The sequence below is a fragment of the Caulobacter flavus genome (assembly GCF_003722335.1).
GTDB classification, from domain to species: domain Bacteria; phylum Pseudomonadota; class Alphaproteobacteria; order Caulobacterales; family Caulobacteraceae; genus Caulobacter; species Caulobacter flavus.
Map to the genome: position 1 here is coordinate 1,679,258 of NZ_CP026100.1, position 22,771 is coordinate 1,702,028.

The window sequence follows — 22,771 nt, forward strand, 5'->3', positions numbered from 1 at the left end:
TAAGAACGGAGCATGAACGACGCCGTCGACCCCTACCTGATCCTCGCCTTGGTGTTCCTGCTCGCCGCCGCCGGGGCGGTGGTCTGGGCGATCATGGCCCAGCGCAAGGCGGCCGGGGCCGAGCAGGAGGTCTGGCGGCTTACCGCCCAGCTGGAGCAGGCGCTGGAGCGGCACCGGCACCTGGAAGACCAGTCGGCGACGCAGATCGAGCTGATCCGCGCCCAGGCCGAGAAGAGCGCCCACGCCGTGGCCGAACAGCTGATCAAGCGGGCAGACGAGAACGCCAAGAGCCGCGACCAGCTGACCCACGCCCGCCTGGAGGCCCAGCTGAAGCCGGTGGCCGAGACCCTGGCCAAGTTCGAGGCCCAGGTCACCGCCGTCGAGAAGGTGCGCGCCGAGGAGACCGGCGGCCTCAAGGCCCAGATCGCCGCCCTGATGGAGGCCTCGACCGCCACCCAGGCCGAGGCGCGCAAGCTGTCGGCCGCCCTGCGCCGGGGCGCCGGCGTGCAGGGCCGTTGGGGCGAGCAGATGCTGCGCAACGTGCTGGAGATGGCCGGCCTCAAGCACGGCGTCGACTTCACCGAGCAGGTGCAGCTGGACGGCGGCCGCATCCGTCCCGACGTGGTGGTGCGCATGCCGCGCAACGCCGCCTTCGTGATCGACGCCAAGTGCTCGCTGACCGCCTATCTGGAGGCCCAGGATGCGGCCGACGACGTCACGCGCGAGGCCGCCTACCTGCGTCACGCCGCATCCTTGCGCACCCATATCCAGCAGCTGTCGGCCAAGGCCTACTGGGACGCGCTGGAGGTCTCGCCCGACTTCGTGGCCATGTTCGTGCCCGGCGACGGCATTCTGGCGGCCGCCCTGGAGCGCACGCCCGAATTGATGACCGAGGCCATGGAAAAGCGGGTGATCATCGCCACCCCCTCGACCCTTTTCGCCCTCTGCAAGGCGGTGTCCTACGGCTGGCGCGTCGAGGAGCAGGCCAAGAACGCCGTCGAGGTCGCCGCCCTTGGGCGCGAGCTCTACAAGCGCGTGGCCGACATGGGCGGCCACGTGGCCGGCATGGGCCGCTCGCTGTCGGCCGCCGTCGACAAGTACAACGCCTTCGTCGGTTCGCTGGAGAGCCGGGTGCTGCCCAAGGCCCGCGAGTTCGAGAAACTGAAGGTCGAGCACGGCGGCAAGGGCATCGAGGAGCTGGGCGGGGTCGACACCGCCGTGCGCCCGGTCACCAAGCTGGAAATCGCAGACGCCTCAAACGGTTCGACGGACGGGGTGGGACAAAACCCCGCCTTGACCCTCGGAAACGGGACGCCTACCTGAGTCCCGTTATGGCCATCCGTCGCATCCTCACCATCGATAATCCCGCCGACCTGGCGACGCTGAAGAAGATCTCCACGCCCGTCGAGACCGTCACCGACGACCTGCGCGTCCTGATGGACGACATGCTGGAGACCATGTACGACGCGCCCGGCATCGGCCTGGCCGCCGTGCAGGTCGGCGAGCCCGTGCGCATCATCGTCATGGACCTGGCCCGCGAGGACGAGGAGCCGGCGCCGCGCTTCTTCGTCAATCCCGAACTGTTCGATCCGTCGGAAGAGCTGTTCTCGTACGAGGAAGGCTGCCTGTCGGTGCCGGAGTATTTCGACGCCGTCGAGCGTCCGGCCCGCATCAAGGTGCGCTACCTGAACTACCAGGGCGAGAAGGTCGAGGAAGAGGCCGAGGGCCTGTTCGCCGTCTGCATCCAGCACGAGATGGACCACCTGGAAGGCGTGCTGTTCATCGATCACCTGTCGCGCCTGCGCCGCGACCGCGCCATGGCCAAGGTCAAGAAGGCCCGCCGCGCGGCTTAAGCGGCCGACGCTGAGCTCGAAGAAGAGCCCCGGTCCGAAAGGCCGGGGCTTTTTCTTTTCCAAGATCCTCTCCCACGGGGAGAGGATTTCTCTAGTCGTTCTCGTCCTCGTCGACGGCGTCATCCAGCGGGGCGTCGCCTTCGCCCGGGTCGCGCTGCGCGGCCAGGTCGCGGGCGCCGACGCCGATACCCTGCTGGATGGCGCGGTTGGCTTCGGGCGTGGAGGGATCGTAGGTCTCGGTGTCTTCGGGGTCGGCCATGGGGTTCTCCTGGGTTCGAAGGAGAGAACGGAGCGCTGTCCGGCCACGTTCCGTCATTGATCAGGCGGAGTGTGCCCTTAGTGTCGCGCAAGCTTGGGCATGGGGGGTGCGATGGTGAAGCGATTGGGAGGGCTGCGGGCATCGGTCCGATTTCACCCTCGTCCAGCATTCCGCGGGATCACCACACTATAGGATCCAGCGGGCGGATGGTCGGGGCGCCGGCGAGGCGCCACGCCACGTTCCGCTTTCCCCCGGCGGCTCCACGCGCTAACCCGCATCCCGATGCCACAGTCCGTACGCACCGCCTATCGGGAGCGCCTCGCCGCCGGCGAGATCCGTCCCGATGTCGCCCAGGCCGCCGCCATCGACGCCCTGGCCCGCCTGGAATCCGATCTCGACAACGCCGGCGAGCCCAGCTTCTCGTTCTTCGGCCGCAAGCCCAAGAGCCAGCGCGGGCTCTACATCTGGGGGCCGGTCGGGCGCGGCAAGTCGATGGTCATGGACCTGTTCTTCGACAGCGCCCCGGTGCACCGCAAGCGGCGGGTGCACTTCCACGTCTTCATGGCCGAGGTGCACGCCCACATCGACGCCTGGCGCAAGGGCGACGCCGCCGAGCGGAAAGCGCGCTTCGGCCGACACAAGGGCGACGACCCGATCGCCCCGACCGCCGAACTGATCGCTGGCGAGGCCAGACTGCTGTGCTTCGACGAACTGCAGGTCACCGACATCGCCGACGCCATGATCCTGGGCCGGCTGTTCGAGGCGCTGTTCGCCGAAGGGGTCACGCTGGTGGCCACCTCCAACCGTCCGCCCGACGACCTCTACAAGGACGGCCTCAACCGCCAGCTCTTCACGCCCTTCATCGCCATGCTGAAGGAGAAGATGGAGGTCGTGGCCGTGCGCGGGCCGGTGGACTTCCGCCTCGACCGTCTGCGGGCCGGCCGCACCTGGCTGTCGCCGGTCGACAGGACCACCGAGGCCGAGTTCGACAAGCTCTGGCTCGATATGCTGGACGGCGCCGAGGAGACCGGCGCGACGCTGGAGGTCATGGGCCGCAAGCTGCGCCTGCCGCGCGCCGCAGGCGGCCTGGTGCGCAGCTCGTTCGCCAGCCTGTGCCAGCAGGCGCTGGGGCCTCAGGACTATCTGGCCCTGGCCGAGCGGTTCCACACCATCTTCCTGGAGGACATCCCCCTCCTGGTTCCCGAGAAGCGCGACGCGGCCAAGCGCTTCAACACCCTGATCGACGCCCTCTACGAGGCCGACGCCAAGCTGGTCGCCCTGGCCGCCGGCGAGCCCGAGGCGCTGTATCCGGCCGGCGACGGCTCGTTCGAGTTCGAGCGGACGGTCTCGCGGCTGCAGGAGATGCGGTCGGCGGACTATGTGGGGCGGGTGCGGGACTAGCGCCTTGCGTCCTTCGAGGCCCGCTGCGCCGGCGCCTCGGGATGAGGAAGGCAGTGCAGTGATATCCTCGTCCTGAGGTGCGAGCCGAAGGCGAGCCTCGAAGGACGCACTGGCCTCAGAAAGCCCGGTCCAGCGACACCGTGAACCGGCAGGCCAGCCCCGTCTCGGCGTAATCGATCGCCACCTCGCCGCGCAGTTCGGCGCCGATGCTGCGCTCGATCAGGCGCGAGCCGAAGCCGCGGCGGGCGGGGGCGGCGACGGCGGGGCCGTCGGCCTCGCGCCATTCGAAGTCCAGCACGCCTGGCGGATCGACGCGCCAGGCCAGCAGCAGCCGGCCCGTCTCGGTGCTCAGCGCCCCGTACTTGGCGGCGTTGGTGGCCAGTTCGTGGAACACCATGCCCAGCGACAGAGCCACCCGGGCGGGCAGGTTGAGGTCTGGGCCCTCCATGACGATGCGGGCCGGATCGTAGGGCGCCAGTTCCTGGCCCAAGATCTGGCGCAGGCCCGCGCCGGCCCACTGGCTGTCGGTCAGGGCGTTGTGCGTCTGCGACAGCGCCAGCAGCCGCGCCTCGAAAGCGCGGGCGAAGGCCTCCGGCGTCAGGGCGCCGCGCAGGGTCTGGCGGGCGATGGCCTGGACGGTGGCCAGGGTGTTCTTGACCCGGTGGTTCAGTTCGTCGAGCAGCAGCCGCTGCTGCTCGCCGGCCAGAACCTTCTCCGTGACGTCCGAGCCCTCGACCAGGACCCCGGAGACCGAGCCGTCGGGCTCGACGATCGGCTGGTAGATGAAGTCGAGGAAGCGGTCCTCCAGCGGGGCGTCCGGCGTGCGCCGCAGCGCGACCTTGATCTCGCGGCCGACGAAGGCCTCGGCCGTTGCTGTGACCCGGTCGAGCAGTTCCACGAAGCCCTGCTCGACCACCTCGGGCAGGGCCTCGCGCAGCGGCAGGCCGACCACGTCGCGCCAGCCGATCAACTGGCCGTAGGCGTTGTTGACCAGGTCGAAGCGGTGCTCGGGGCCGCGCAGCACGGCCATGAAGCTGGGCGCCTGCATGAAGAGGCGGCGCAGGTCGTCGTTCTGGGCCCCGGCCGCCCCGGCCCGCAGCAGCACGTCGTCCTGCAGCATGGTCATTTCGCCGCGACCGAAGGCGACTTCCTTCAGGCGCTGGACGGCGGTGACGTCCTGGGTGTGCTGGACGATGTAGGCGGTCTTGCCGTCGGGGCCGGGAATCGGGGTGTTGGTGGCGCTCCAGATCCGGTCCTCGAAGCCGCCGCCCAGGTGGGCCGGCCGCTCGATGGCGTAGGGGATCAGCGGCAGGTGGTCTGGCCGGCCGCCGTCGAGGGCGCGGCGGAAGGAGGCCTCCAGCCGCTCGCGCGACTCGCCCTGGCTGGGAAAGGCGTCGAACACGTAGAGGCCGGCGATGTCCTCCCAGCGGCGGGCCAGGGTCTCGAGATAGGCCTGGTTGGCGGCCACGTACCGCAGGTCGCGGTCGAGCATCATGTATGGTGTCGGCAGACGATCGAACACCGTCGCGAAATCGATCGGGCCGGTCATCGCCTGAAGGTCATCCCCGTTGAACAGCCAGCGATAACGCAAGCTTTGCTAGAGAGGTTCCCTCATTCTCCCACCGAGTGAATTGCGAACGTATCTCAAGTAATGGCCGTTTCGTTGACACCCCGGCGCTCGCGCTTAAAAGCGTCCCGCAACGCACAAATCCACAGGTTGGACGTAAAAATGACCGAGACGAGCCGGGGGCTCCCTGAGCGTCCGCTGTCGCCGCACCTCCAGGTCTGGCGCTGGCACATCACCATGGCGTGCTCGATCCTGCACCGCGCCAGCCTGTTCGCCCTCTATGTCGGCGTCCTGCTCCTGGCCGGCTGGGCCCTGGCCCTGGCCTCGGGTCCCGACCACTACGCCTGCTACACCGGCGTGATCGGCTCGCCGCTGGGCAAGCTGGTGCTGTTCGGCATCACGGTCGCGGTCTTCTACAACGTCGCCTACATCATCCGTCAGACCTTCTGGGACCTGGGCAAGGGCTTCGAACCGAAGACCGCCAACCTGACCGGCGTGGTCGTGATCGCTTTCGCGATCGTCGCCGCCGTCGTCACCTGGATCCTCGCCGCCGCGACCGGAGCGATCTGACCATGAGCACCTCCAACAGCCCCTTCCGCACCCCGCTGTCGCGCGCCCGCGGCCTGGGCGCCTCGCACCACGGCGTGGGCCACTTCATCTCCGAGCGCGTCTCGGGCCTGGCCCTCGTGCCGCTGTTCCTGTGGGGCGCCTTCGCCGGCATCCGCCTGGCGGGCAAGGACTTCGACGCGGTCGCCGCCTGGGTGGCGATCCCGATCAACGCCGTCCTGCTGTCGCTGCTCTTCATCGCCCTGCTGGTGCACCTGAAGAACGCCATCCAGGTGGTCATCGAGGACTATGTCGTGGCGTTCGCCCCGAAGGCCGCCCTCGTCATCGGCAACCTGTTCCTCTGCATGCTCGCCGGCGTCGCCGGGATCGTCTCGATCCTGAAGATCGCCTTCACCGGAGCCCTTTGATGTCGGCCTACACGTTCATCGACCACAAGTTCGACGTCGTCGTCGTGGGCGCCGGCGGCTCGGGCCTCCGCGCCGCGCTCGGCGCCGCGCAGGCCGGCCTCAAGACCGCCTGCATCACCAAGGTGTTCCCCACCCGCAGCCACACGGTCGCCGCCCAGGGCGGGATCTCGGCCTCGCTGGGCAACATGGGCCAGGACGACTGGCGCTGGCACATGTTCGACACCGTCAAGGGTTCGGACTGGCTGGGCGACCAGGACGCCATCGAGTACCTGACCCGCAACGCTCCGGCGGCGGTCTACGAACTCGAGCACTGGGGCGTGCCGTTCTCGCGCACGGCCGAGGGCAAGATCTACCAGCGCGCCTTCGGCGGCATGACCAAGAACTTCGGCGAAGGCCCGATCCAGCGCACCTGCGCGGCGGCCGACCGCACCGGTCACGCCATGCTGCACACGATGTACGGCCAGTCGCTGGCCCACGACACCGAGTTCTTCATCGAGTACTTCGCCCTCGACCTGATCATGGAAGACGGCGCCTGCCGCGGCGTGACCGCGTGGAAGCTCGACGACGGCACCCTGCACCGCTTCCAGGCCCAGACCGTGATCCTGGCCACCGGCGGCTACGGCCGGGCCTACTTCTCGGCCACCTCGGCCCACACCTGCACGGGCGACGGCAACGCCATGGCGCTGCGCGCCGGCCTGCCGCTGCAGGACATGGAATTCGTGCAGTTCCACCCCACCGGCATCTACGGCGCCGGCTGCCTGATCACCGAAGGCGCCCGCGGCGAAGGCGGCTACCTGACCAACTCGGAAGGCGAGCGCTTCATGGAGCGCTACGCCCCGTCGGTTAAGGACCTGGCGCCCCGCGACATGGTCAGCCGCGCGATGACCATCGAGATCCGCGAAGGCCGCGGCGTGGGCCCCAACAAGGACCACATCTTCCTGCACCTCGACCACCTGGATCCGAAGATCCTGGCCGAGCGCCTGCCGGGCATCTCTGAGACGGCGAAGGTGTTCGCCGGCGTCGACGTGACCAAGGCCCCGATCCCGGTGCTGCCGACCGTCCACTACAACATGGGCGGCATCCCGACGAACTACCACGGCGAAGTGGTGACCAAGGCCGGCGACAACCCCGACCAGGTGATCCCGGGCCTGATGGCCGTCGGCGAAGCCGCCTGCGTGTCGGTGCACGGCGCCAACCGCCTGGGCTCCAACTCGCTGATCGACCTCGTCGTGTTCGGCCGCGCGGCCGGCCTGCGCTGCGCCGAGATCCTGACCCCCGGCGCCAAGCAGCCGGAACTGAAGGCTTCGCAGACCGAGGCGCACATCGAGCGCTTCGACCGCATGCGCAACGCCAACGGCTCGACCCCGACCGCCGAACTGCGCCTCGAAATGCAGAAGGCGATGCAGGAAGACGCCGCCGTGTTCCGCACCGGCGAGAGCCTAGACAGCGGCGTGGCCCGTCTGCAGGCCGTCTGGGACAAGAAGGGCGACGTGAAGGTCTCCGACCGCGGTCTGGTGTGGAACACCGACCTGATGGAGACCCTCGAGTTCGACAACCTCATCGGCCAGGCGGTCGTGACGGTGAACGGCGCGGCCAACCGCACCGAGAGCCGCGGCGCCCACGCCCGCGAGGACTTCTCCGAGCGCAACGACACCGAGTGGATGAAGCACACCCTGGCCTGGCTCGACAACGAGACCGGCAAGGTGAAGATCGATTTCCGTCCGGTGCACAACTACACGATGTCGCAGGACATCGACTACATCCCGCCGAAGCAACGGGTCTACTAGGGGAACGCAGATGGTCCAGCTCTCTCTTCCCAAGAACTCCCGCGTTCAGAGCGGCAAGCACTGGCCCGCTCCGGCCGGCGCCAAGAACGTGCGCTCGTTCAAGATCTACCGCTACGATCCCGAGACCGGGATGAACCCGCGGTGGGACACCTACGACGTCGACGTCGACGCCTGCGGTCCCATGGTCCTGGACGCGCTGCTCTACATCAAGAACACCATCGACCCGACCCTGGCCTTCCGCCGGTCGTGCCGCGAGGGCGTCTGCGGTTCCTGCGCGATGAACATCGGCGGCCGCAACACCCTGGCCTGCACGCACGGCCACGGCGAGGTGCCCGGCAAGGCCGTGCAGATCAGCCCGCTGCCGCACGCGCCGGTGGTCAAGGACCTGATCCCCGACCTGACGCTGTTCTACGCCCAATACGCCTCGATCGAGCCGTGGCTGCACACCACGACCCCCGAGCCGCAGAAGGAGTGGCGCCAGGCCCCGGAAGACCGCGAGAAGCTCGACGGTCTGTACGAGTGCATCCTGTGCGCCTGCTGCTCGACCTCGTGCCCCAGCTACTGGTGGAACGGCGAGAAGTACCTGGGCCCGGCGGCCCTGCTGCACGCCTACCGCTGGCTGATCGACAGCCGCGACGAAGCCACCGGCGAGCGCCTCGACGACCTCGAGGACCCGTTCAAGCTCTATCGCTGCCACACGATCATGAACTGCGCCCAGGTCTGCCCGAAGGGGCTGAACCCGGCCAAGGCCATCGCCTCGATCAAGAAGATGCTGGTGGAGCGGGTGGTCTGACGACCGTCCGCGCCTTCGGTCTCGCCGCATTGCTGTGGGGCGCGGCCGAGGGCTTCCTGTTCTTCGTCGTTCCGGACGTGCTCATAAGCCTCGTCGCTCTGCGGCGAGGCTTTCGCATGGGGGCCTTGGCCAGTCTGGCCGCGGCCCTGGGAGCGATGGTCGGCGGGGCGGCGATGTGGCTGTGGAGCGCCAATGCGCCCGGTCCCGCGCTGAAGGCGGTGGCGGCCGTGCCGTCGGTCTCCGACGCGATGATCGACAAGGCCCGCGCCGACATGGCCCGCGAGGGCTGGATCGTCGCCAGCCTGAAGGGGCCGCTGACCTCGACGCCCTACAAGGTCTACGCGGCCCTGGCGCCGCGGGCGGGCGCCAGCCTGCCGGCCTTCGCCGCGGCGGCCCTGCCTGTTCGCCTGCCGCGCTTTCTGCTCGTGGCGGCGGCGTTTTCGGCTGTCGGCGCCATGATGCGGGGCCGGGTCGGTCAGAAGACCACCCTGGCCGTCTTCACGGCGGGCTGGGTGCTGTTCTATGGCTGGTTCTGGATGACCCGTCCCGGTTGACGCCGGCTTGCAAAAGATGACGGGGTCGTCAATTTTGTTCCGTGCGGGAGAGAAGCGCGTTGAGTGAAGCGGTCGTGAGCGATCCGAAGGCCAAGGTGGTGATCGTCGGCGCGGGCCATGCGGGCGGCTCGGCCGCCGCGTTCCTGCGCCAGTACGGCCACGAGGGCCCGATCGTGCTGATCGGCGAGGAGCCGCTGCTGCCCTACCAGCGCCCGCCGCTTTCGAAGGCCTGGCTGAAGGGCGAGGCCGACGCCGACAGCTTGGCCCTGAAACCGCAGGAGTGGTACGCCGAGGCCAATGTCGCCCTGCGCCTGCAAGGCGTGGCGACCAGCCTCAATCGGGGCGAGCGCACCGTCAGCCTCGCCTCGGGCGAGGTGATCTCCTACGACTTCCTCATTCTCGCCACCGGCGCGCGCGCCCGCGAGCTGCCGATTCCCGGCGCGGATCTTTCCGGCGTGCTGGCCCTGCGGACGGCGGCCGACGCGGAAGGCCTGAAGGCGGCCCTCGGCGAAGGCAAGCGCCTGGCCGTGGTCGGCGGCGGCTATGTCGGGCTGGAGGCGGCGGCCTCGGCCCGCGCCCTGGGCGCGGAGGCCACGGTCATCGAGCGCGAGAGCCGCGTTCTGGCCCGCGTGGCCTGCGAGACCCTGTCGACCTTCTTCCAGGACTATCACGGCGCGCGCGGCGTGGCGTTCGAGCTGAACGCCAATGTCGAGGCGTTCGAGGGAACGGGCGGCCACGTCACCGGCGTGCGCCTGAAGGGCGGCGAGGTCGTGGCCTGCGACGCCGCGCTGGTGGGCGTCGGCGCCCATCCCAACGTCGAGCTGGCCCAGGACGCGGGCCTGGAATGCACCGGCGGCATCGTCGTGGATCTTGAGGCCCGCACCAGCGACCCGCGCGTCTTCGCCATCGGCGACGTCGCCCACCGGCCGCTGCCGCTGTACGAGCGCCAGTTCCGCCTCGAAAGCGTGCCCAACGCCCTGGAGCAGGCCAAGCAGGCCGCCGCCGCCATCGTCGGCCGCGCTGGCCCGTCGCCGGAAGTGCCGTGGTTCTGGTCGGACCAGTACGACCTGAAGCTCCAGATCGCCGGCCTGCCGTTCGACGCCGACAGCACCATCGTGCGCGGCGACGTGGCCGCCGCCAGGTTCGCCGTCTTCCACCTCAAGGGCGATCTCGTCCAGGCCGTGGAAGCCGTCAACGCGCCGCCCGAGTTCATGGCCGGCAAACAATTGATCGCCAAGCGGACGCCCGTGTCTAAGACAAGGCTGGCGGATCCGGCGATATCCATGAAGGAAGTGGCGGCCTGAAAGCCGCCCGCTAGCTACGCAGGGGAACCATGGCCAAGATCACCTACATCGAATTCGACGGGACCGAGCACGTCCTCGACGTCAAGCCGGGCCTGACGGTCATGGAAGGCGCCGTGAAGAACAACGTGCCCGGCATCGACGCCGACTGCGGCGGCGCCTGCGCCTGTGCGACCTGCCACGTCTATGTGGACGACGCCTGGACCGACAAGACCGGCGACAAGTCGGCCATGGAGGAGTCAATGCTCGACTTCGCCGAGAACGTCGAGCCCAACAGCCGCCTGTCGTGCCAGATCAAGGTCAGCGACGCGCTGGACGGCCTGGTCGTGCGCCTGCCGGAAAGCCAGCACTGAGACGCCGGGGTCTGCGGGGCGCGGCCGGCCTGGCGGCGGGCCTGGCCCTCGCGGGCTGCGAGCCGACGCCCGAGGCTCCGTCCGGCGCGCCGGTGCGCGGAAGCCTGGATAGCGCCTGGCGCTATGACTTGGCCCAGGACAGCATGAGCCTGTCGCCGGTAAGCGTGGCCTGTGTTTCCTCCGACGGTTTCGAATTCTGCCTTCGCGATTCCGAGCGCCTGGGCGTCGATGTCTTCGTCAGGCGGCCGGACGGCGGCGAGATCACGTGCGAGTCGAGCAGGCGCTGCACGGTGGCGGCGCGCTTCGACGGCGGCGCGCCTGTCGAACTGACCGGCTCCCAGCTGCGCGAGGGCGGCGCCGAGCAGGTTTCGCTGCGGCCAGTGCACAAGATCCTGCTGAACCTGCGTGGAGCCCGCCGTCTCGAGCTGGACCTGGCGAAAGGGGGCGAGCCGCCGCGGACGACGCCGTTCGACATCCACGGCCTGGAACGCGACAGGTTCAGCCAGAGCGGCGGTCTCTACGACTGGTAGTCCGTCGGCTCCGCGGAGACCCTGGTCAACCGCCGCATGCCGTCTTCCATCTCGGCCAGGACGGCGGCGACGTGCTCGTCCTCCGACCCCGAGCGGGCATAGGCGCTCACCCGGGGCAGGGCCTCGATCAGGTCGAGGTCCTGCCGCCCGCCCGTGACCCGCGCCGCCAGCAGCACCGGGGCCAGGGCGCAGTCGGCATGCGACAGCGCCCCGCCGACCGCATACGGACCCTCGTCCTCCAGCAGGTCGTCGAGCATGGCCAGGGCGTCGGCAAGCTGCTCGACCAGTCGCCGCGTCTCGCGCGGGTCCTGGGGCGCGGCCAGGGCGACCATCGGCGGCATCAGGTAGAGATCGGCGACGCGCACCAGCTGCCGGGCCCGCGCGCGTTCAAGCACATCGGCGGGGAGCAGCGTCGGGGCGTCGGGAAAGAGCTCTTCCAGCAGCTCCAGAATGACCGCCGACTCCCAGACGGCCTCGCCGTCGTCGAGGATCAGCACGGGCACGCGGCCCGTGGGGCTGACGTAGCGGAACCGCCGGTCGAGGGGCCAGCTGGGCGGCGGCGGAGCGATCTCGACGTCCAGATCCTTGGCGCGGAGCGCGATCCTGACGCGGGCCGCGTAGGGCGAGGCCGGAAGGCTGATCAGCTGCATGGTCCACCCCCTGGAAACGAGGGCGCGACCTTGGCGTGGCGGGCGGCGCCGCGCAACCGCGCCGATCAGGCCCCCGCGGCGCTCGCCGCGACCGGGGCGGCGGCGATCGGGCCCTGGCTGAGCGTCGGATACTTGGCCACCACGCGCCGGGCCAGGATCTCCGAGCCGCTGCCGGTCAGGTGGCCGTAGTCGAACTGCACGGGATAGCCCTTGCCGTCGACCTCCAGGCAATGGCCGGCCGGGCACATGGCCGAGGCCAGCGACACGTAGCGGGCGCCCTTCTGGCGGGCCAGCTTGCCGATCGCGCGATCCACGGCGCTGACGTCGATCCGCTGCTCGTCGACGAAGTCGGGGTCGTGCATGCGGTCCGAGACCGCCAGCAGGCGGGGCAGGGGCGAGCGGTACTCGATGATCGGGCCGAACACGATGACGTCCAGGCCCTGGGCGCGCAGGCGCGACAGGGTGGCTTCCAGGCGGGGCAGGTCGTCGCGCTTCCAGCGGGCGGCCAGCACGACGGTGTCGACCTTGTGGGCCGGCAGGTAGTCGTCGAACATCCGGTCCATCAGCGCCACGCAGCGCTCCTCGGCCGAGCCGGGGTGGGTCAGGGTCGGCTTGCAGCCCGAGGCGGTGGCCTGCATCACGTTCACCGTCGGCATGGCCTTGGCCAGGCCGTACCACAGGTGGGCGGCGTGGCTGTCGCCGATCAGCAGGTAGTCGCGGCGCCCCGGGTCCTGCCGCACGCAGGCCATGTCGAAGTCGTCGACGGTCGAGCCCGACGGCAGGAAGCAGGTGCCCTCGCGCATCTGGCGGTGGCTCTTGTCGGTCAGCAGGTCGGCGATCTGCTGGACGCGCGGCGAGTAGCGGTAGGACAGGCCGTGGTCGACCTGGCCGGCGACGCCGACGGCGACCAGCACGGTCGCGGCGACGCCGGCCAGCTGGAACAGCGCCTTGCGCGGCAGCTTCAGCGGACCGACGCGGAACGGCCGCTCGATGAACCACCAGGAGATCGTCGCCAGCACGATCGAGACCAGCACCGTGCCGATCTTGATCGCCATGGGCGGGGCGCCGCCGAACAGGAAGCTGTTCATCTGGGCGCCGACCATCACCGGCCAGTGCCACAGGTACAGCGAGTAGGAGATCAGGCCGATGAACACCACCGGCCGCCACGACAGCAGGCGGCCCATCAGCGTCGGCCCGGTCTCGCCGGCCGCGATCACCAGGGCCGCGCCGAGGCAGGGCAGCAGGGCGGCCGCGCCGGGGAACGGCATCTGCTCGCGATACAGCAGCACCGCCGCGCCGATCATCGCCAGGCCCAAGAGGGCGGCCGTCTCGCGCAGCCAGGGGCTGCGGATCTTGGGAACCATGCCCAGCGCCAGCACCGAGCCGACCATCAGCTCCCAGGCGCGGTTGTGCGGCAGGTAGAAGGCCGCGCTGGGCGCCAGGGCCACGCTGGCCAGGGCGCTGGCGAACGAGAGCGCCATCAGGCCCCAGATGATCGGCTTCAGCCGGCTGGGGAACACCCGCAGCAGGAACGACAGCAGCAGCGGGAAGACGATGTAGAACTGCTCCTCCACCGACAGCGACCAGGTGTGCAGCAGCAGCTTGGTCGAGGAGTCGGAGTCGAAGTAGCCGGCCTGGGTCCAGAAGAAGACGTTCGAGGCCGAGAACACCGAGGCGATCAGACTGCGGGCGTATTCCAGCATCTCGCCGGGCAGCAGGGTGAAATAGGCCAGGGCCGTGGTCACGGCCAGCACGGCCAGCAGGGCCGGGCCGATGCGCCGGACCCGCCGCTCGTAGAACCGCAGCAGCGAGAAGTCGCCCCGGCTCAGTTCGGCGAAGATGTTGCCGGTGATCAGGTAGCCGGAGATGACGAAGAACACGTCGACGCCGACGAAGCCGCCGGGCAGTTGGTTGAAGCCGGCGTGGAAGGCCACCACCGGCAGCACGGCCACGGCGCGCAGGCCGTCGATGTCCTTGCGGTACTGCATTGGTCTATCCCCGCCGTCTCGAACATCGGCTAGTCGCGCGCGGGCCCATGGCGCGTCAACATCAACCCTGGATCGAGAGCGATAAGGGCGGCTTGTGACCGTTGCTTGTTCGTCGCGCGCCGAACATGTGGACAGGTTCGGGTCCGCAAAGCTTGACTATTGCAGGCCTTGCCGCCGCCAGGAATTCCCGGCGTCGGCGCCTGCCGAGGCGGCCTGTGCGTCGCCTTGCGTGCAGGGTGCGGTTTCTTCGCAACTAAGCGTTGACTGGCGTCAAGCTTTGCTGTCGGTTGTGCCGGCACGTCGGCAGGGCAGCCGACGGCCTGCGATCGAGTGACAGTCCGCGCGAGTGACAGTGCGTGAAGCGGGAGAGTGCGTTGGGGGCGTTCGAGAAGGATGTCTGGCGAAGGACGGTGCTGACCCTCCTCTCGCGAGCAGAGCCGTCCCCCCGTCGCTCGACGCCGACGGGCGGATCCTTCGCCTTTCGGCCGCGAAATTGGATACTGGCGAGGCGATCGCCAGGTCGAAACGGCGACGGCCGGCCCGAGGCCGGGCGCGTCGCCTGGTCTGGTCGGCGGTCGCGGCTTTTAGTTTCCCGGTGTGGGGGTGTGGCGTGGTCATGGGCAAGGAAGTCAATCTCGTCGGCGGCTACGCGACCGTCGAGAGGTCGGACGAACTGTATGATTGCGCGATCATGGCGCATTCCAAGGCGCTGAACCGGATCATCGCCTCCTGCTCGCCGGGCGCGGTCAAGATCATCGCGACGGACACCGGCAAGATCGACACGATCGACGCGCCGATGGGGCCAGAGCAGCCCTTCGTCCACCGCCCCGGCGACGACATGCTGCTTTACTACGCGGGCAGCGGCCACAACCCGGCGATCCGCGAGATCGACGTCAAGGCGGCGACGCTCTTCGACCGTCCCATCGTCGTCGAGGGGGGCTTCAGCTACGCCAACAGCAATCTCAATCCTCGCGACCGCTGCCTGGTCGTAAGCCTCTACAAAGACGACGGCCTGTACCGGGCCAGCGTGCTGAAGGTCTACGACTACGACCCGCGGGGGCGCGAGCCGATCAAGGTCGGCGGCGATGCGCTGATCGAGGTGGACGACGGCACGGACCCTCTGGGTCTGGGCCTCCCGAACCACAGCCGGGTGGCCTGTGTCAGGAACGCCGCGGGCGAGCTGGTCCTGTTCAGGAACGCCTTCGAGGGCGAACCGGGCAAGGGGCGCTGGGTCATCAGAAAAATCACGGCCCGAGGCCGCGAGGCGGTGTTCAGCAGCGCGACGCGGATGCGATTCCTGCAGCCCAAGCTGGCGCCCTACATCTTCGCGCGCGACGACATCACGGCCGGCCTGCTGCAGATCGACACCGAAACGGCGGAGGTCCGCCGCATCGGCGAGAAGGCCGATGGGGCGTGGGAGGACTTCGATCCTTCCACCGGCGTCGGCATGGTCGCCACGCCGCTCCATCGCCAGCCCGGATCGACGTCGGTAGGTGGCACGGGCCCCAACCGGCTCAGCCTGGTGGATCTGGACGGGGCCGTCGTGGGCGGAACCGTGCTGACCTCGTCCGACGACCTGTTCGGCGCCAGCGTGTCGAACGGCTGGCTGGGAGACGGTTTCGTGTCCTCCGCCAACGGCGGGGTTCGCATCCAGCGGCCGGGCGCCGACCCGATCACGAACAGCACAAACCACTGGTTCTAGTTCGCCGGCTCTAGGGGGCGAGGGGGATCTTCGATGGCCAGCGCAAAGCAGACCATGTTCAAGGCCAAGCTGCAGTACTATCAGCAGCGGCTGCAGCTCACCAATCTGACGCCGATGCAGCGCAGCATGTACGCTCTGGCCTACACCCAGGCGGCGCGAAACATCGCCGATCAGTCCGGCCTCAACAGTCCCTGGATCAACGGCCTGGGCGGCCTCGGCGGCTGGAACCGCGTGGGGGCATCCACCTTCGTGGTCGGCCAGAAGCTGGGGACCACCGGCCAGCCGCTCTACACCATTGGCAGCGCGCCGGCCGGATCGCGCAACTCTGTCTATTTCGACATGGCCATGGACGTCTTCGAGGATCAGGGCGGTCACAAGACGCTGTATCTGACGTCGCCGGGCGCCATCAACGAGCTCGGCCAGAACGAAGCCCTGCAGGGCGGCATCATGGGCTACCTGAACCAGTGGTCCAACGACCCCAAGGGGATGCGCGCCCGTATCGCCGACACCAAGGCGTTCATCGACGCCAACATCGACAGGATCCTGACCTACCAGAACATCGAGTTCGTCTCCTACTCGATCGGCGTGAACGAGGGCAGCTTCGCGGCCGCCTACGTTCGCCTGCTGGCCGCCCAGCGGGGCAGCAGCGTGGTGATCAACAACACCATGTTCGCCCCGTACTACGCGCCGGGCCTGGTCTCGGCCTATGGCGACTACGGGCTGAGCATAGAGGCCGGCAAGGGCAAGGTCGTATCGCACAACACCGATGGCGTGACCGTGCCCGACACCCAGCGCCAGGGCTTCCTCGCCAAGGACGCGGCGAACTACATCGTGGTTCCCGACGCCGCGGTGCAGATCAACGGGCAGCTCTACGTCGTCGATCCCGTCCGAAATCACGACCTGTTCTTCCTGATCGAGCACTTCGTCGGTCGCGAGAACGGGACCGTCAACACCGGCCCCAACCAGATCGCCATCTTCTCCATCGACAAGCAGGGGAACATCACGTTCCTGCGGAACGAGGACAAGGCGACGATCAAGCTCCGGGAGATCAACCTCGAGAGCAAGTCGGAAGCCGAGCTGCTGCGCCGCTACGACGAGTTCAACTACAACAGCGGGATGATCGGCTCGATCGTCGGCTCGTCGATCGGCAGCTACCTGGCCGACGGCAACGAGATCAAGGGCATCGTCTACTCCTCGATCCTGGGCGAGGTCGGCGAACGTCTGGCGCTGTCCCTGTCGGGCGCTGTCGGCGCGAACATCGACGCCGCCGGCAAGCTGACCTCGGCGGTCCAGGGCTCGTTCGCCGCCGATGTCTCGGCCAGGCTGCAGTCGGCGACGATCGGCTCGATCAGCTCGATGATGACCATGGCGCTGGGCGAGGCCCTGGGCCTCGACGGGTTCGGCGCGGAGCTCTTCAACACCGCCGGTTCGACGGTGAGCTCGAAGATCATCTCCAATCTTCTCGACCCGAACGCCAATATCTTCGACGGCTTCCATACGGGCGAGATCTTCACGGCCAACGGCGCGGGCACGCTGATGGCCAACGCGCTGGGCTCGTTCCTCGGCGCCAAGCTCGGCGCGATGGTCGTGCAGCCGCAGACCCAGGCCTCGATGGTGCTGTCGTCCATCGGTTCGGCCGTCGGTTCCTACGCGGCCGTCCAGATCGCGGTGCAGGGCGGCCTCTATCAGCTCACGGCGCTGGGCAACCTGGTGGTTCCGGGCATCGGCGCCTTCGTGGGCTTCGTGATCGGCGCGCTGATCGGCAACCTGTTCGGCAAGAAGAAGCCCAAGATCCCCAGCGCCAACGCCGAGACGGTGCTGCAGATACCCTATGCGCGCTACGAGCTCGGCGCGGTGACGGTGACCAACAACGGCAACCGCTCGCTGGTCACCTCGATGGCCACCACGGCGCGCGACACGCTGAACACCCTGATCAGCATGGTCGCTTACACCGACACGACGGCCTATGTGAGCAACCTCAACGGCGTCGGCACGACCCAGGTCTACGGTCACACGGCCAGCCAGATCTGGGTGAAGATCAACGGCGTTCAGAAGAACTTCGCCTCGGCCGACCAGGCGGTCGAGTACGGCGCGCTGACGGCGATCCGCAACACCAAGATCGTCGGCGGCGACATCTTCGCCAAGCGGGTCATCGCCAAGTCGCCGGCAGGAGACCTGACCGCGCTTTCCGGCGATCTGCAGATCGCCAACGACTATCGCTTCTACGGCGACAACCGCGACCTGGTGAACGGCTTCATCACCGGCGCCTACGCCAGCCTGACCCAGTGGGAGCAGGACTTCTACGGCCACCCGCCGCACAAGGCGCTGATCGACAAGCTGCACGCCAACGGCGCGTCGGCCCTGACGACCGACGAAACCAACTTCTACAACAGCTACAAGACGTCGATCGACAAGATCATCGTCGCCCTCGAGAACCAGGCCCTCGCCAATCCCTGGATCATCACGCTGCAGCGGATCAGCGAGCTGGGCCTCGACAAGTGGTCGGCCTCGGACTTCTACGGCGGCCTGCGCGGCTTCCTCGACAGCTTCGACCTGAAGGCCCACGGCACGGCCTACGAGAACGTCCGCATCACTGCGCAAGGGAACGGCGCGGAGATCCAGTCGCGCCTCCAGACCAGCGACGGCCTGTTCTCGATCCTGCCGCAGTCGGCGGCGGGGCCCGGCGACAACGACATCCTCAACGCCCGCTTCGAGAGCGGCATGCAGGGCTGGGACATGGCGACCTGGCAGGTGGCCAATCCCCAGCGCGGCGTGAACCTGAACGCCGACTGGTCGGGCAGCGGCAACGACGTGTTCTGGATGCACATGCCCGGCACGCCGGCCGCCGGCTCGGTCATCGACGTGCGCTCGGCGCTGATGGTGTCGAGCGCGGGTGTCACCTACGAGTCGTCGGTCAAGGCCGCCAACCATCGCGGCCTAGCCCAGATGTACGTCGAGTTCTACGACGCCAACATGAACCAGGTGGGCGGGGCGTTCATGAACGGCCAGGGCCTGGAAGGCGGCTCCTGGCACGGCGATCTCGCCAACTACAACACCATCAGCGGCACGGCGACCGCGCCTCCGGGCACGGCCTATCGGCGGATGGTGCTGCGCCTGGTCGCCACTGGCGGAGAGGTTCCGTTCGGCTTCTTCACACAGCCGACCTCGCGCGCGGTGGATCACCGCATAGCCTCGTGGGAGGACCAGGGCGAGGTGCTGCGGATCGATGACATGTCGCTGGTCGGCTACACCGTCACCAATCCCGGCGCGACGACCTCGGGCAACGACTTCATCGACCAGCGCCTGGCCGTCGGCGGCGTGACCATCGACGACACCCATTCGGTCTGGGTCGAGCAGTACGACTACTACTGGAACGGCTGGGACTACGAGCAGGTCGACAACTCCTACTGGTCGACCGGCGACGGCGGCGACGACATCTTCGTCGGCGGCGCGGGCGGGGACTACCTGTACGGCCGCAGCGGCTGGGACTGGCTGGACGGCCGGGGCGGCAACGACTGGCTGGACGGCGGCGACGGCAACGACACGCTGATCGGCGGCGCGGGCGAGGACACCCTGCTCGGCGGCGCGGGCGACGATTACCTGGCCGGCGGCGACGGGACCGATGGTCTCGACGGCGGCGCCGGCAATGACGTCCTGGTCGACAGCTGGGGTTCGGAAGTCCTGCAGGGCGGCGACGGCGACGACACCTTCCTGATCGCCGAAGACGGCACCTTCAACTGGTTCTGGGGCGGCTATGCCGATCCCAACAGCGACCCCTTCGGCAGCGACACCATCAGCGCCGAGCGCCTGGGCTTCGGCGTGGCCTTCGACCTGGACTACCGTCCGCCCGAATGGAACGGCAACCCTGACGCCACGGCGGGCAATCCGATCACCCGCGCGGCGATCGTCACCAACGCCGCCACCGGCGCATGGGTGACGAGCGAGGGCCTGCTCAGCATCGAGAACGCCACCGGCTCGGAGTTCGCCGATCGGATCTACGGCACGACGGGCGACAACGTCCTCAAGGGCCTGGACGGCGCCGACCAGCTGTGGGGCCGCGACGGCAACGACACCATCGAGGGCGGCAAGGGCGCCGACAGCATGGCGGGCGAAGGCGGCTATGACTGGCTCAGCTACGTCGGATCCTCAGGGGGTGTCTTCATCGATCTTTCCACCGGCAAGGCGCAGGGCGGCGACGCCGAGGGCGACGTGTTCTCGGGCTTCGAGGCCGTGCGCGGCTCCAAGGCCGCCGACCAGCTGAAGGGCTACGACGGCGGCGACAACTGGCTCGACGGCGAGGCCGGCGACGACTGGCTGGTGGCGACCACCGGCGCGGACGTCTTCGTCGGCGGCGAGGGCAAGGACTTCGTCGACTATTCGGCCGCGACCGGCGCGGTGTCCCTGAACCTCGGCGGCTACACGGCGACCGGCGTCGTCAACGGCTACGGCTATGGCGGCATGGCCGCCAACCAGACCTATATCGGCGTCGAGGGCGTGGTCGGCTCGGCCTTCGCCGACTCGATCGTGGGGGGCGAGGGCGACCAGACCTTCATCGGCGGCGCGGGCAACGACGTGCTCAGCGGCGGCGGCGGCGCCGACACCTATGTGATCAACCGCGGCGGCGGGTCCGACACGGTCAACGAAGACAACACCGGCTGGAACGTCATCTCGTTCGGGCAGGACGTGAAGTTCTCGGACCTCTGGGGGAGCACGGCCGGCGGCGCCAGCGGCTGGCTGGACCTGGGCATTCGTGGCGACGCCCAGGTGCGGGTGGTGTCCAACTTCGGGTCCTATCCCACCGCGGGCAACAACAAGGTCAAGTCCATCGACATGGGCGGGGCCTCGCAGCTCGACATCGGGGCCATCACCTTCGGCGTGGCCAGCAACGACGCATCGACTACGCTGGTCGGCAGCCGCGACACCGCCGACCTCATCCTGGCGATGAATGGCGACGACATCGTCTGGGGCGCGGCGAGCAATCACGTCGAGAGCAACGGCAACGTCGTCGTCGGCGGATTGGGCAACGACCAGATTCACACCTCCAACGGCGACGATCAGTTCGGCTACGATCGCGGCGAGGGCCTGGACCTGATCTGGGACACCGGCGGCGAGGACACCCTCGCGCTGGGCGCGAGCATCGCGGCGGAGGACGTGATCTACGAAGTCGTGGGGTCTGACCTCTATATCGGGGCCAGGAACCTCTCCAACACCAGCCAGACGGCCAGCCAGGTCGCCGACCGGGTGCAAATCGTCGGCGGCGGCGTCAAGTACGTCACCAAGGACTACTATTCGGGCGAAGTCCTGTACGAGAGCCTGAACACCGTCGAATACGTGCTGGCCGGCGGGACCTCGATCGACCTGCGCAAGCTGGACATCACGTGGACCGAGAGCGTCGTCTACAACTACGAATACGTCTATCCCATCGCCCTTGATCTCAATGGCGACGGCCTGGACCTGCTGACGGTCGAGGCGTCCAGCGTGGTGGCCAGGACGGCGGGCGGCGGGATCTCCAAGGTGGGCTGGGTCGGCCCGACCGACGGCTTCCTGGCCGTGGACCGCGACGGCGACGGGGCGATCAACAGGCTGTCGGAGCTGTCGTTCGTGCAGGACAAGCCGGGCGCGACCAGCGACCTGGAAGGCCTGCGCACCTGGGACACCAACGGCGACGGCCTGCTCGACAAGAACGACAGGGACTTCTCCAGAATCCTGCTGTTCGTCGACGCCAACCAGAACGGCCGCTCGACCGCCAAGGAGCTGCGCACCCTGGAAGAGGCCGGCATCGCGGCCATCAACCTGGGCGGCGTGGCCACCGGCGTCTCCGCCGAGATGGTCACCGAAAGCTTCGTGCAGAACACGATCAGCTTCATCTGGGCCGACGGCCGCACGGGCCAGGGCTACGACGTGGCGCTGGCGCGACGGGTGCTGGGCTCGGTGGGCTACGACGCGGGCGACTACCAGGCCGAGTGGGGCGGCGCCGCCGAGGATGGCGAGCTGGGCCAGCTGGCCAATGATCCCAAGGCGGTCGCCCTGGCCGCGCGGATCAAGGCCAGGAAGGGCCTGCTCGACGCCATCGGCGCCAGCTACGACGAGGTCAAGGCCGCCGCCCAGCTGGACTTCAGCGACCACGATCGCATCGACGCCGCGATCGCCAAGCGCTGGCAGGCCATGAACGCCTCCGAGCAGGCCCGCTGGCTGACCGAAGGCCAGCAGGCCTCCGAGAAGATCAAGCGCATCTCGGCTCAGCAGTCCCAGCTCAACGACCTCAACGCCGCCGCGCAGGCTCGTCAGGACGTGATCGAGCGCGGCCATGCTCAGGCCGGTCAGGCGGTCACCCTGACCGGCCTTGGCGAGGCCGGGCAGGGCGCGGCGGTTTCCGCCGCCTCGGACCTGGGCGTGGGCTTCGGGGCCGTGGGCCTTGGGCTGTCGATCGCCGGCGGCGAGCTTCTGGACGCCGGTCCGGCCTATGGCGGCGCGGCCGGCCAGGCCGACGCCTGGTGGCGCCAGGACGCCGGCGGCGGCCTGCTGGGCGGCGGCTCGCTGGGCGCGCGCCTGGCGGCCATGGACGCCGAGCCGGGCCGGGGCCTCGGCCAGGTCGCTTCGGGCGCGGTGGACGCTGAGCTCCTGCAGCGCCAGGCCCTGCTGCGCCAGGCCATGGCCGGCTTCGGCGGCCAGGGCGGCGGCGCGGCGGTCTGGACCCGCGACGAGGCGAGGCTGGCGATCCCGCTGGCCGCCTCGGCCGGCCTCAAGGCCCAGCCCGCCCTGAGCGCCTAGAGCCTTTTAGCCTCACATGGAATCATGTGAGGCGTCTAAAAAGGCTCTAAATCAAACATTTAGAGCGCGTTGGTCGGCGAAACCGCTCACACTTTCGCCCAACGCGCTCTAAGGGCGCCACATCCGGGCACAGGACGCTCGGCCCGCCTCGAGACGGGCCGGGCGTCCCAGTTTTCGACCGCCGCGGCGGCCTGGTTTCGCGGTCCCCGCCTCAACCTTGGGCGAAGCGCCATTTCGGCGGATAACGCCGCGTTGCGTTGTTGCTACCAATCCGCGAGTGAGCTAGAT

The 22,771-nt window shown here is 68.7% G+C and carries 17 protein-coding genes; 13 read left to right on the plus strand and 4 right to left on the minus strand.

The features are described from left to right. Nucleotides 1-12: 12 nt before the first annotated feature. On the plus strand, nt 13-1,323 hold the full coding sequence (locus C1707_RS07945; RefSeq protein ID WP_101713986.1) for a DNA recombination protein RmuC: 1,311 nt from the start codon (nt 13-15) through the stop codon (nt 1,321-1,323). 8 nt (nt 1,324-1,331) lie between these two features. Continuing rightward, on the plus strand, nt 1,332-1,853 hold the full coding sequence (def, locus tag C1707_RS07950) for a peptide deformylase (RefSeq protein WP_101713985.1): 522 nt from the start codon (nt 1,332-1,334) through the stop codon (nt 1,851-1,853). A 91-nt stretch (nt 1,854-1,944) separates the two neighbouring features. Here def and C1707_RS26050 read toward each other — a convergent pair whose 3' ends face one another. Next, nucleotides 1,945-2,112 (minus strand): hypothetical protein, encoded by a 168-nt coding sequence (locus C1707_RS26050; protein ID WP_164467301.1) that lies wholly within the window; start codon nt 2,110-2,112, stop codon nt 1,945-1,947. A gap of 282 nt (nt 2,113-2,394) precedes the next feature. On the opposite strand from C1707_RS26050, the gene zapE reads away from it, so the two are divergent. Further along, nucleotides 2,395-3,513: a cell division protein ZapE gene (gene zapE, locus C1707_RS07955; protein WP_101713984.1), complete on the plus strand. Its 1,119-nt coding sequence runs from the start codon at nt 2,395-2,397 to the stop codon at nt 3,511-3,513. A 115-nt stretch (nt 3,514-3,628) separates the two neighbouring features. Here the strand turns inward: zapE and C1707_RS07960 are convergent, their stop codons facing one another. Further along, the gene (locus tag C1707_RS07960; protein ID WP_101714019.1) at nt 3,629-5,062 is read right to left on the minus strand and encodes a sensor histidine kinase; all 1,434 of its coding nucleotides are present in this window, start codon (nt 5,060-5,062) and stop codon (nt 3,629-3,631) included. A 180-nt stretch (nt 5,063-5,242) separates the two neighbouring features. Here C1707_RS07960 and sdhC point away from each other — a divergent pair, with 180 nt between their 5' ends. The 8 genes from sdhC to C1707_RS08000 all read left to right on the plus strand — a co-directional run bounded on the left by sdhC (nt 5,243) and on the right by C1707_RS08000 (nt 11,372). Continuing rightward, complete coding sequence (sdhC, locus tag C1707_RS07965) at nt 5,243-5,650, plus strand: succinate dehydrogenase, cytochrome b556 subunit (RefSeq protein ID WP_101713983.1); 408 nt, start codon at nt 5,243-5,245, stop codon at nt 5,648-5,650. Between the two features lie 2 nt (nt 5,651-5,652). Further along, nucleotides 5,653-6,054 (plus strand): succinate dehydrogenase, hydrophobic membrane anchor protein, encoded by a 402-nt coding sequence (gene sdhD / locus C1707_RS07970; protein ID WP_101713982.1) that lies wholly within the window; start codon nt 5,653-5,655, stop codon nt 6,052-6,054. After that, complete coding sequence (gene sdhA / locus C1707_RS07975; protein WP_101713981.1) at nt 6,054-7,841, plus strand: succinate dehydrogenase flavoprotein subunit; 1,788 nt, start codon at nt 6,054-6,056, stop codon at nt 7,839-7,841. The genes sdhD and sdhA overlap by 1 nt, the downstream gene beginning before the upstream one ends. A gap of 10 nt (nt 7,842-7,851) precedes the next feature. Beyond that, the gene (locus C1707_RS07980) at nt 7,852-8,634 is read left to right on the plus strand and encodes a succinate dehydrogenase iron-sulfur subunit (protein ID WP_101713980.1); all 783 of its coding nucleotides are present in this window, start codon (nt 7,852-7,854) and stop codon (nt 8,632-8,634) included. Nucleotides 8,635-8,750: 116 nt separating this feature from the next. Then, a complete protein-coding gene (locus tag C1707_RS07985; RefSeq protein ID WP_164467302.1) occupies nt 8,751-9,188 on the plus strand; it encodes a hypothetical protein in 438 nt (145 codons plus the stop codon). 74 nt (nt 9,189-9,262) lie between these two features. Further along, nucleotides 9,263-10,492: an NAD(P)/FAD-dependent oxidoreductase gene (locus C1707_RS07990; protein WP_101713978.1), complete on the plus strand. Its 1,230-nt coding sequence runs from the start codon at nt 9,263-9,265 to the stop codon at nt 10,490-10,492. Between the two features lie 29 nt (nt 10,493-10,521). After that, nucleotides 10,522-10,842 (plus strand): 2Fe-2S iron-sulfur cluster-binding protein, encoded by a 321-nt coding sequence (locus C1707_RS07995; RefSeq protein WP_101713977.1) that lies wholly within the window; start codon nt 10,522-10,524, stop codon nt 10,840-10,842. A gap of 128 nt (nt 10,843-10,970) precedes the next feature. Next, the gene (locus C1707_RS08000) at nt 10,971-11,372 is read left to right on the plus strand and encodes a hypothetical protein (RefSeq protein ID WP_164467303.1); all 402 of its coding nucleotides are present in this window, start codon (nt 10,971-10,973) and stop codon (nt 11,370-11,372) included. On the opposite strand, the gene C1707_RS08005 is transcribed toward C1707_RS08000, so the two are convergent. Together C1707_RS08005 and C1707_RS08010 are read right to left on the minus strand one after the other, a co-directional pair. Further along, nucleotides 11,360-12,022, minus strand: a complete 663-nt coding sequence (locus C1707_RS08005; protein WP_101713975.1) for a glutathione S-transferase family protein — start codon at nt 12,020-12,022, stop codon at nt 11,360-11,362. The genes C1707_RS08000 and C1707_RS08005 overlap by 13 nt on opposite strands. A 65-nt stretch (nt 12,023-12,087) precedes the next feature. Continuing rightward, nucleotides 12,088-14,010, minus strand: a complete 1,923-nt coding sequence (locus tag C1707_RS08010; RefSeq protein WP_101713974.1) for an acyltransferase family protein — start codon at nt 14,008-14,010, stop codon at nt 12,088-12,090. A gap of 616 nt (nt 14,011-14,626) precedes the next feature. On the opposite strand from C1707_RS08010, the gene C1707_RS08015 reads away from it, so the two are divergent. Both C1707_RS08015 and C1707_RS08020 read left to right on the plus strand, forming a co-directional pair. Then, nucleotides 14,627-15,712, plus strand: a complete 1,086-nt coding sequence (locus C1707_RS08015) for a hypothetical protein (RefSeq protein WP_101713973.1) — start codon at nt 14,627-14,629, stop codon at nt 15,710-15,712. Nucleotides 15,713-15,745: 33 nt separating this feature from the next. Then, entirely contained in the window at nt 15,746-22,483 is a 6,738-nt protein-coding gene (locus C1707_RS08020; protein ID WP_123170728.1) for a calcium-binding protein, read from the plus strand. The last annotated feature ends 288 nt before the right edge of the window (nt 22,484-22,771 follow it).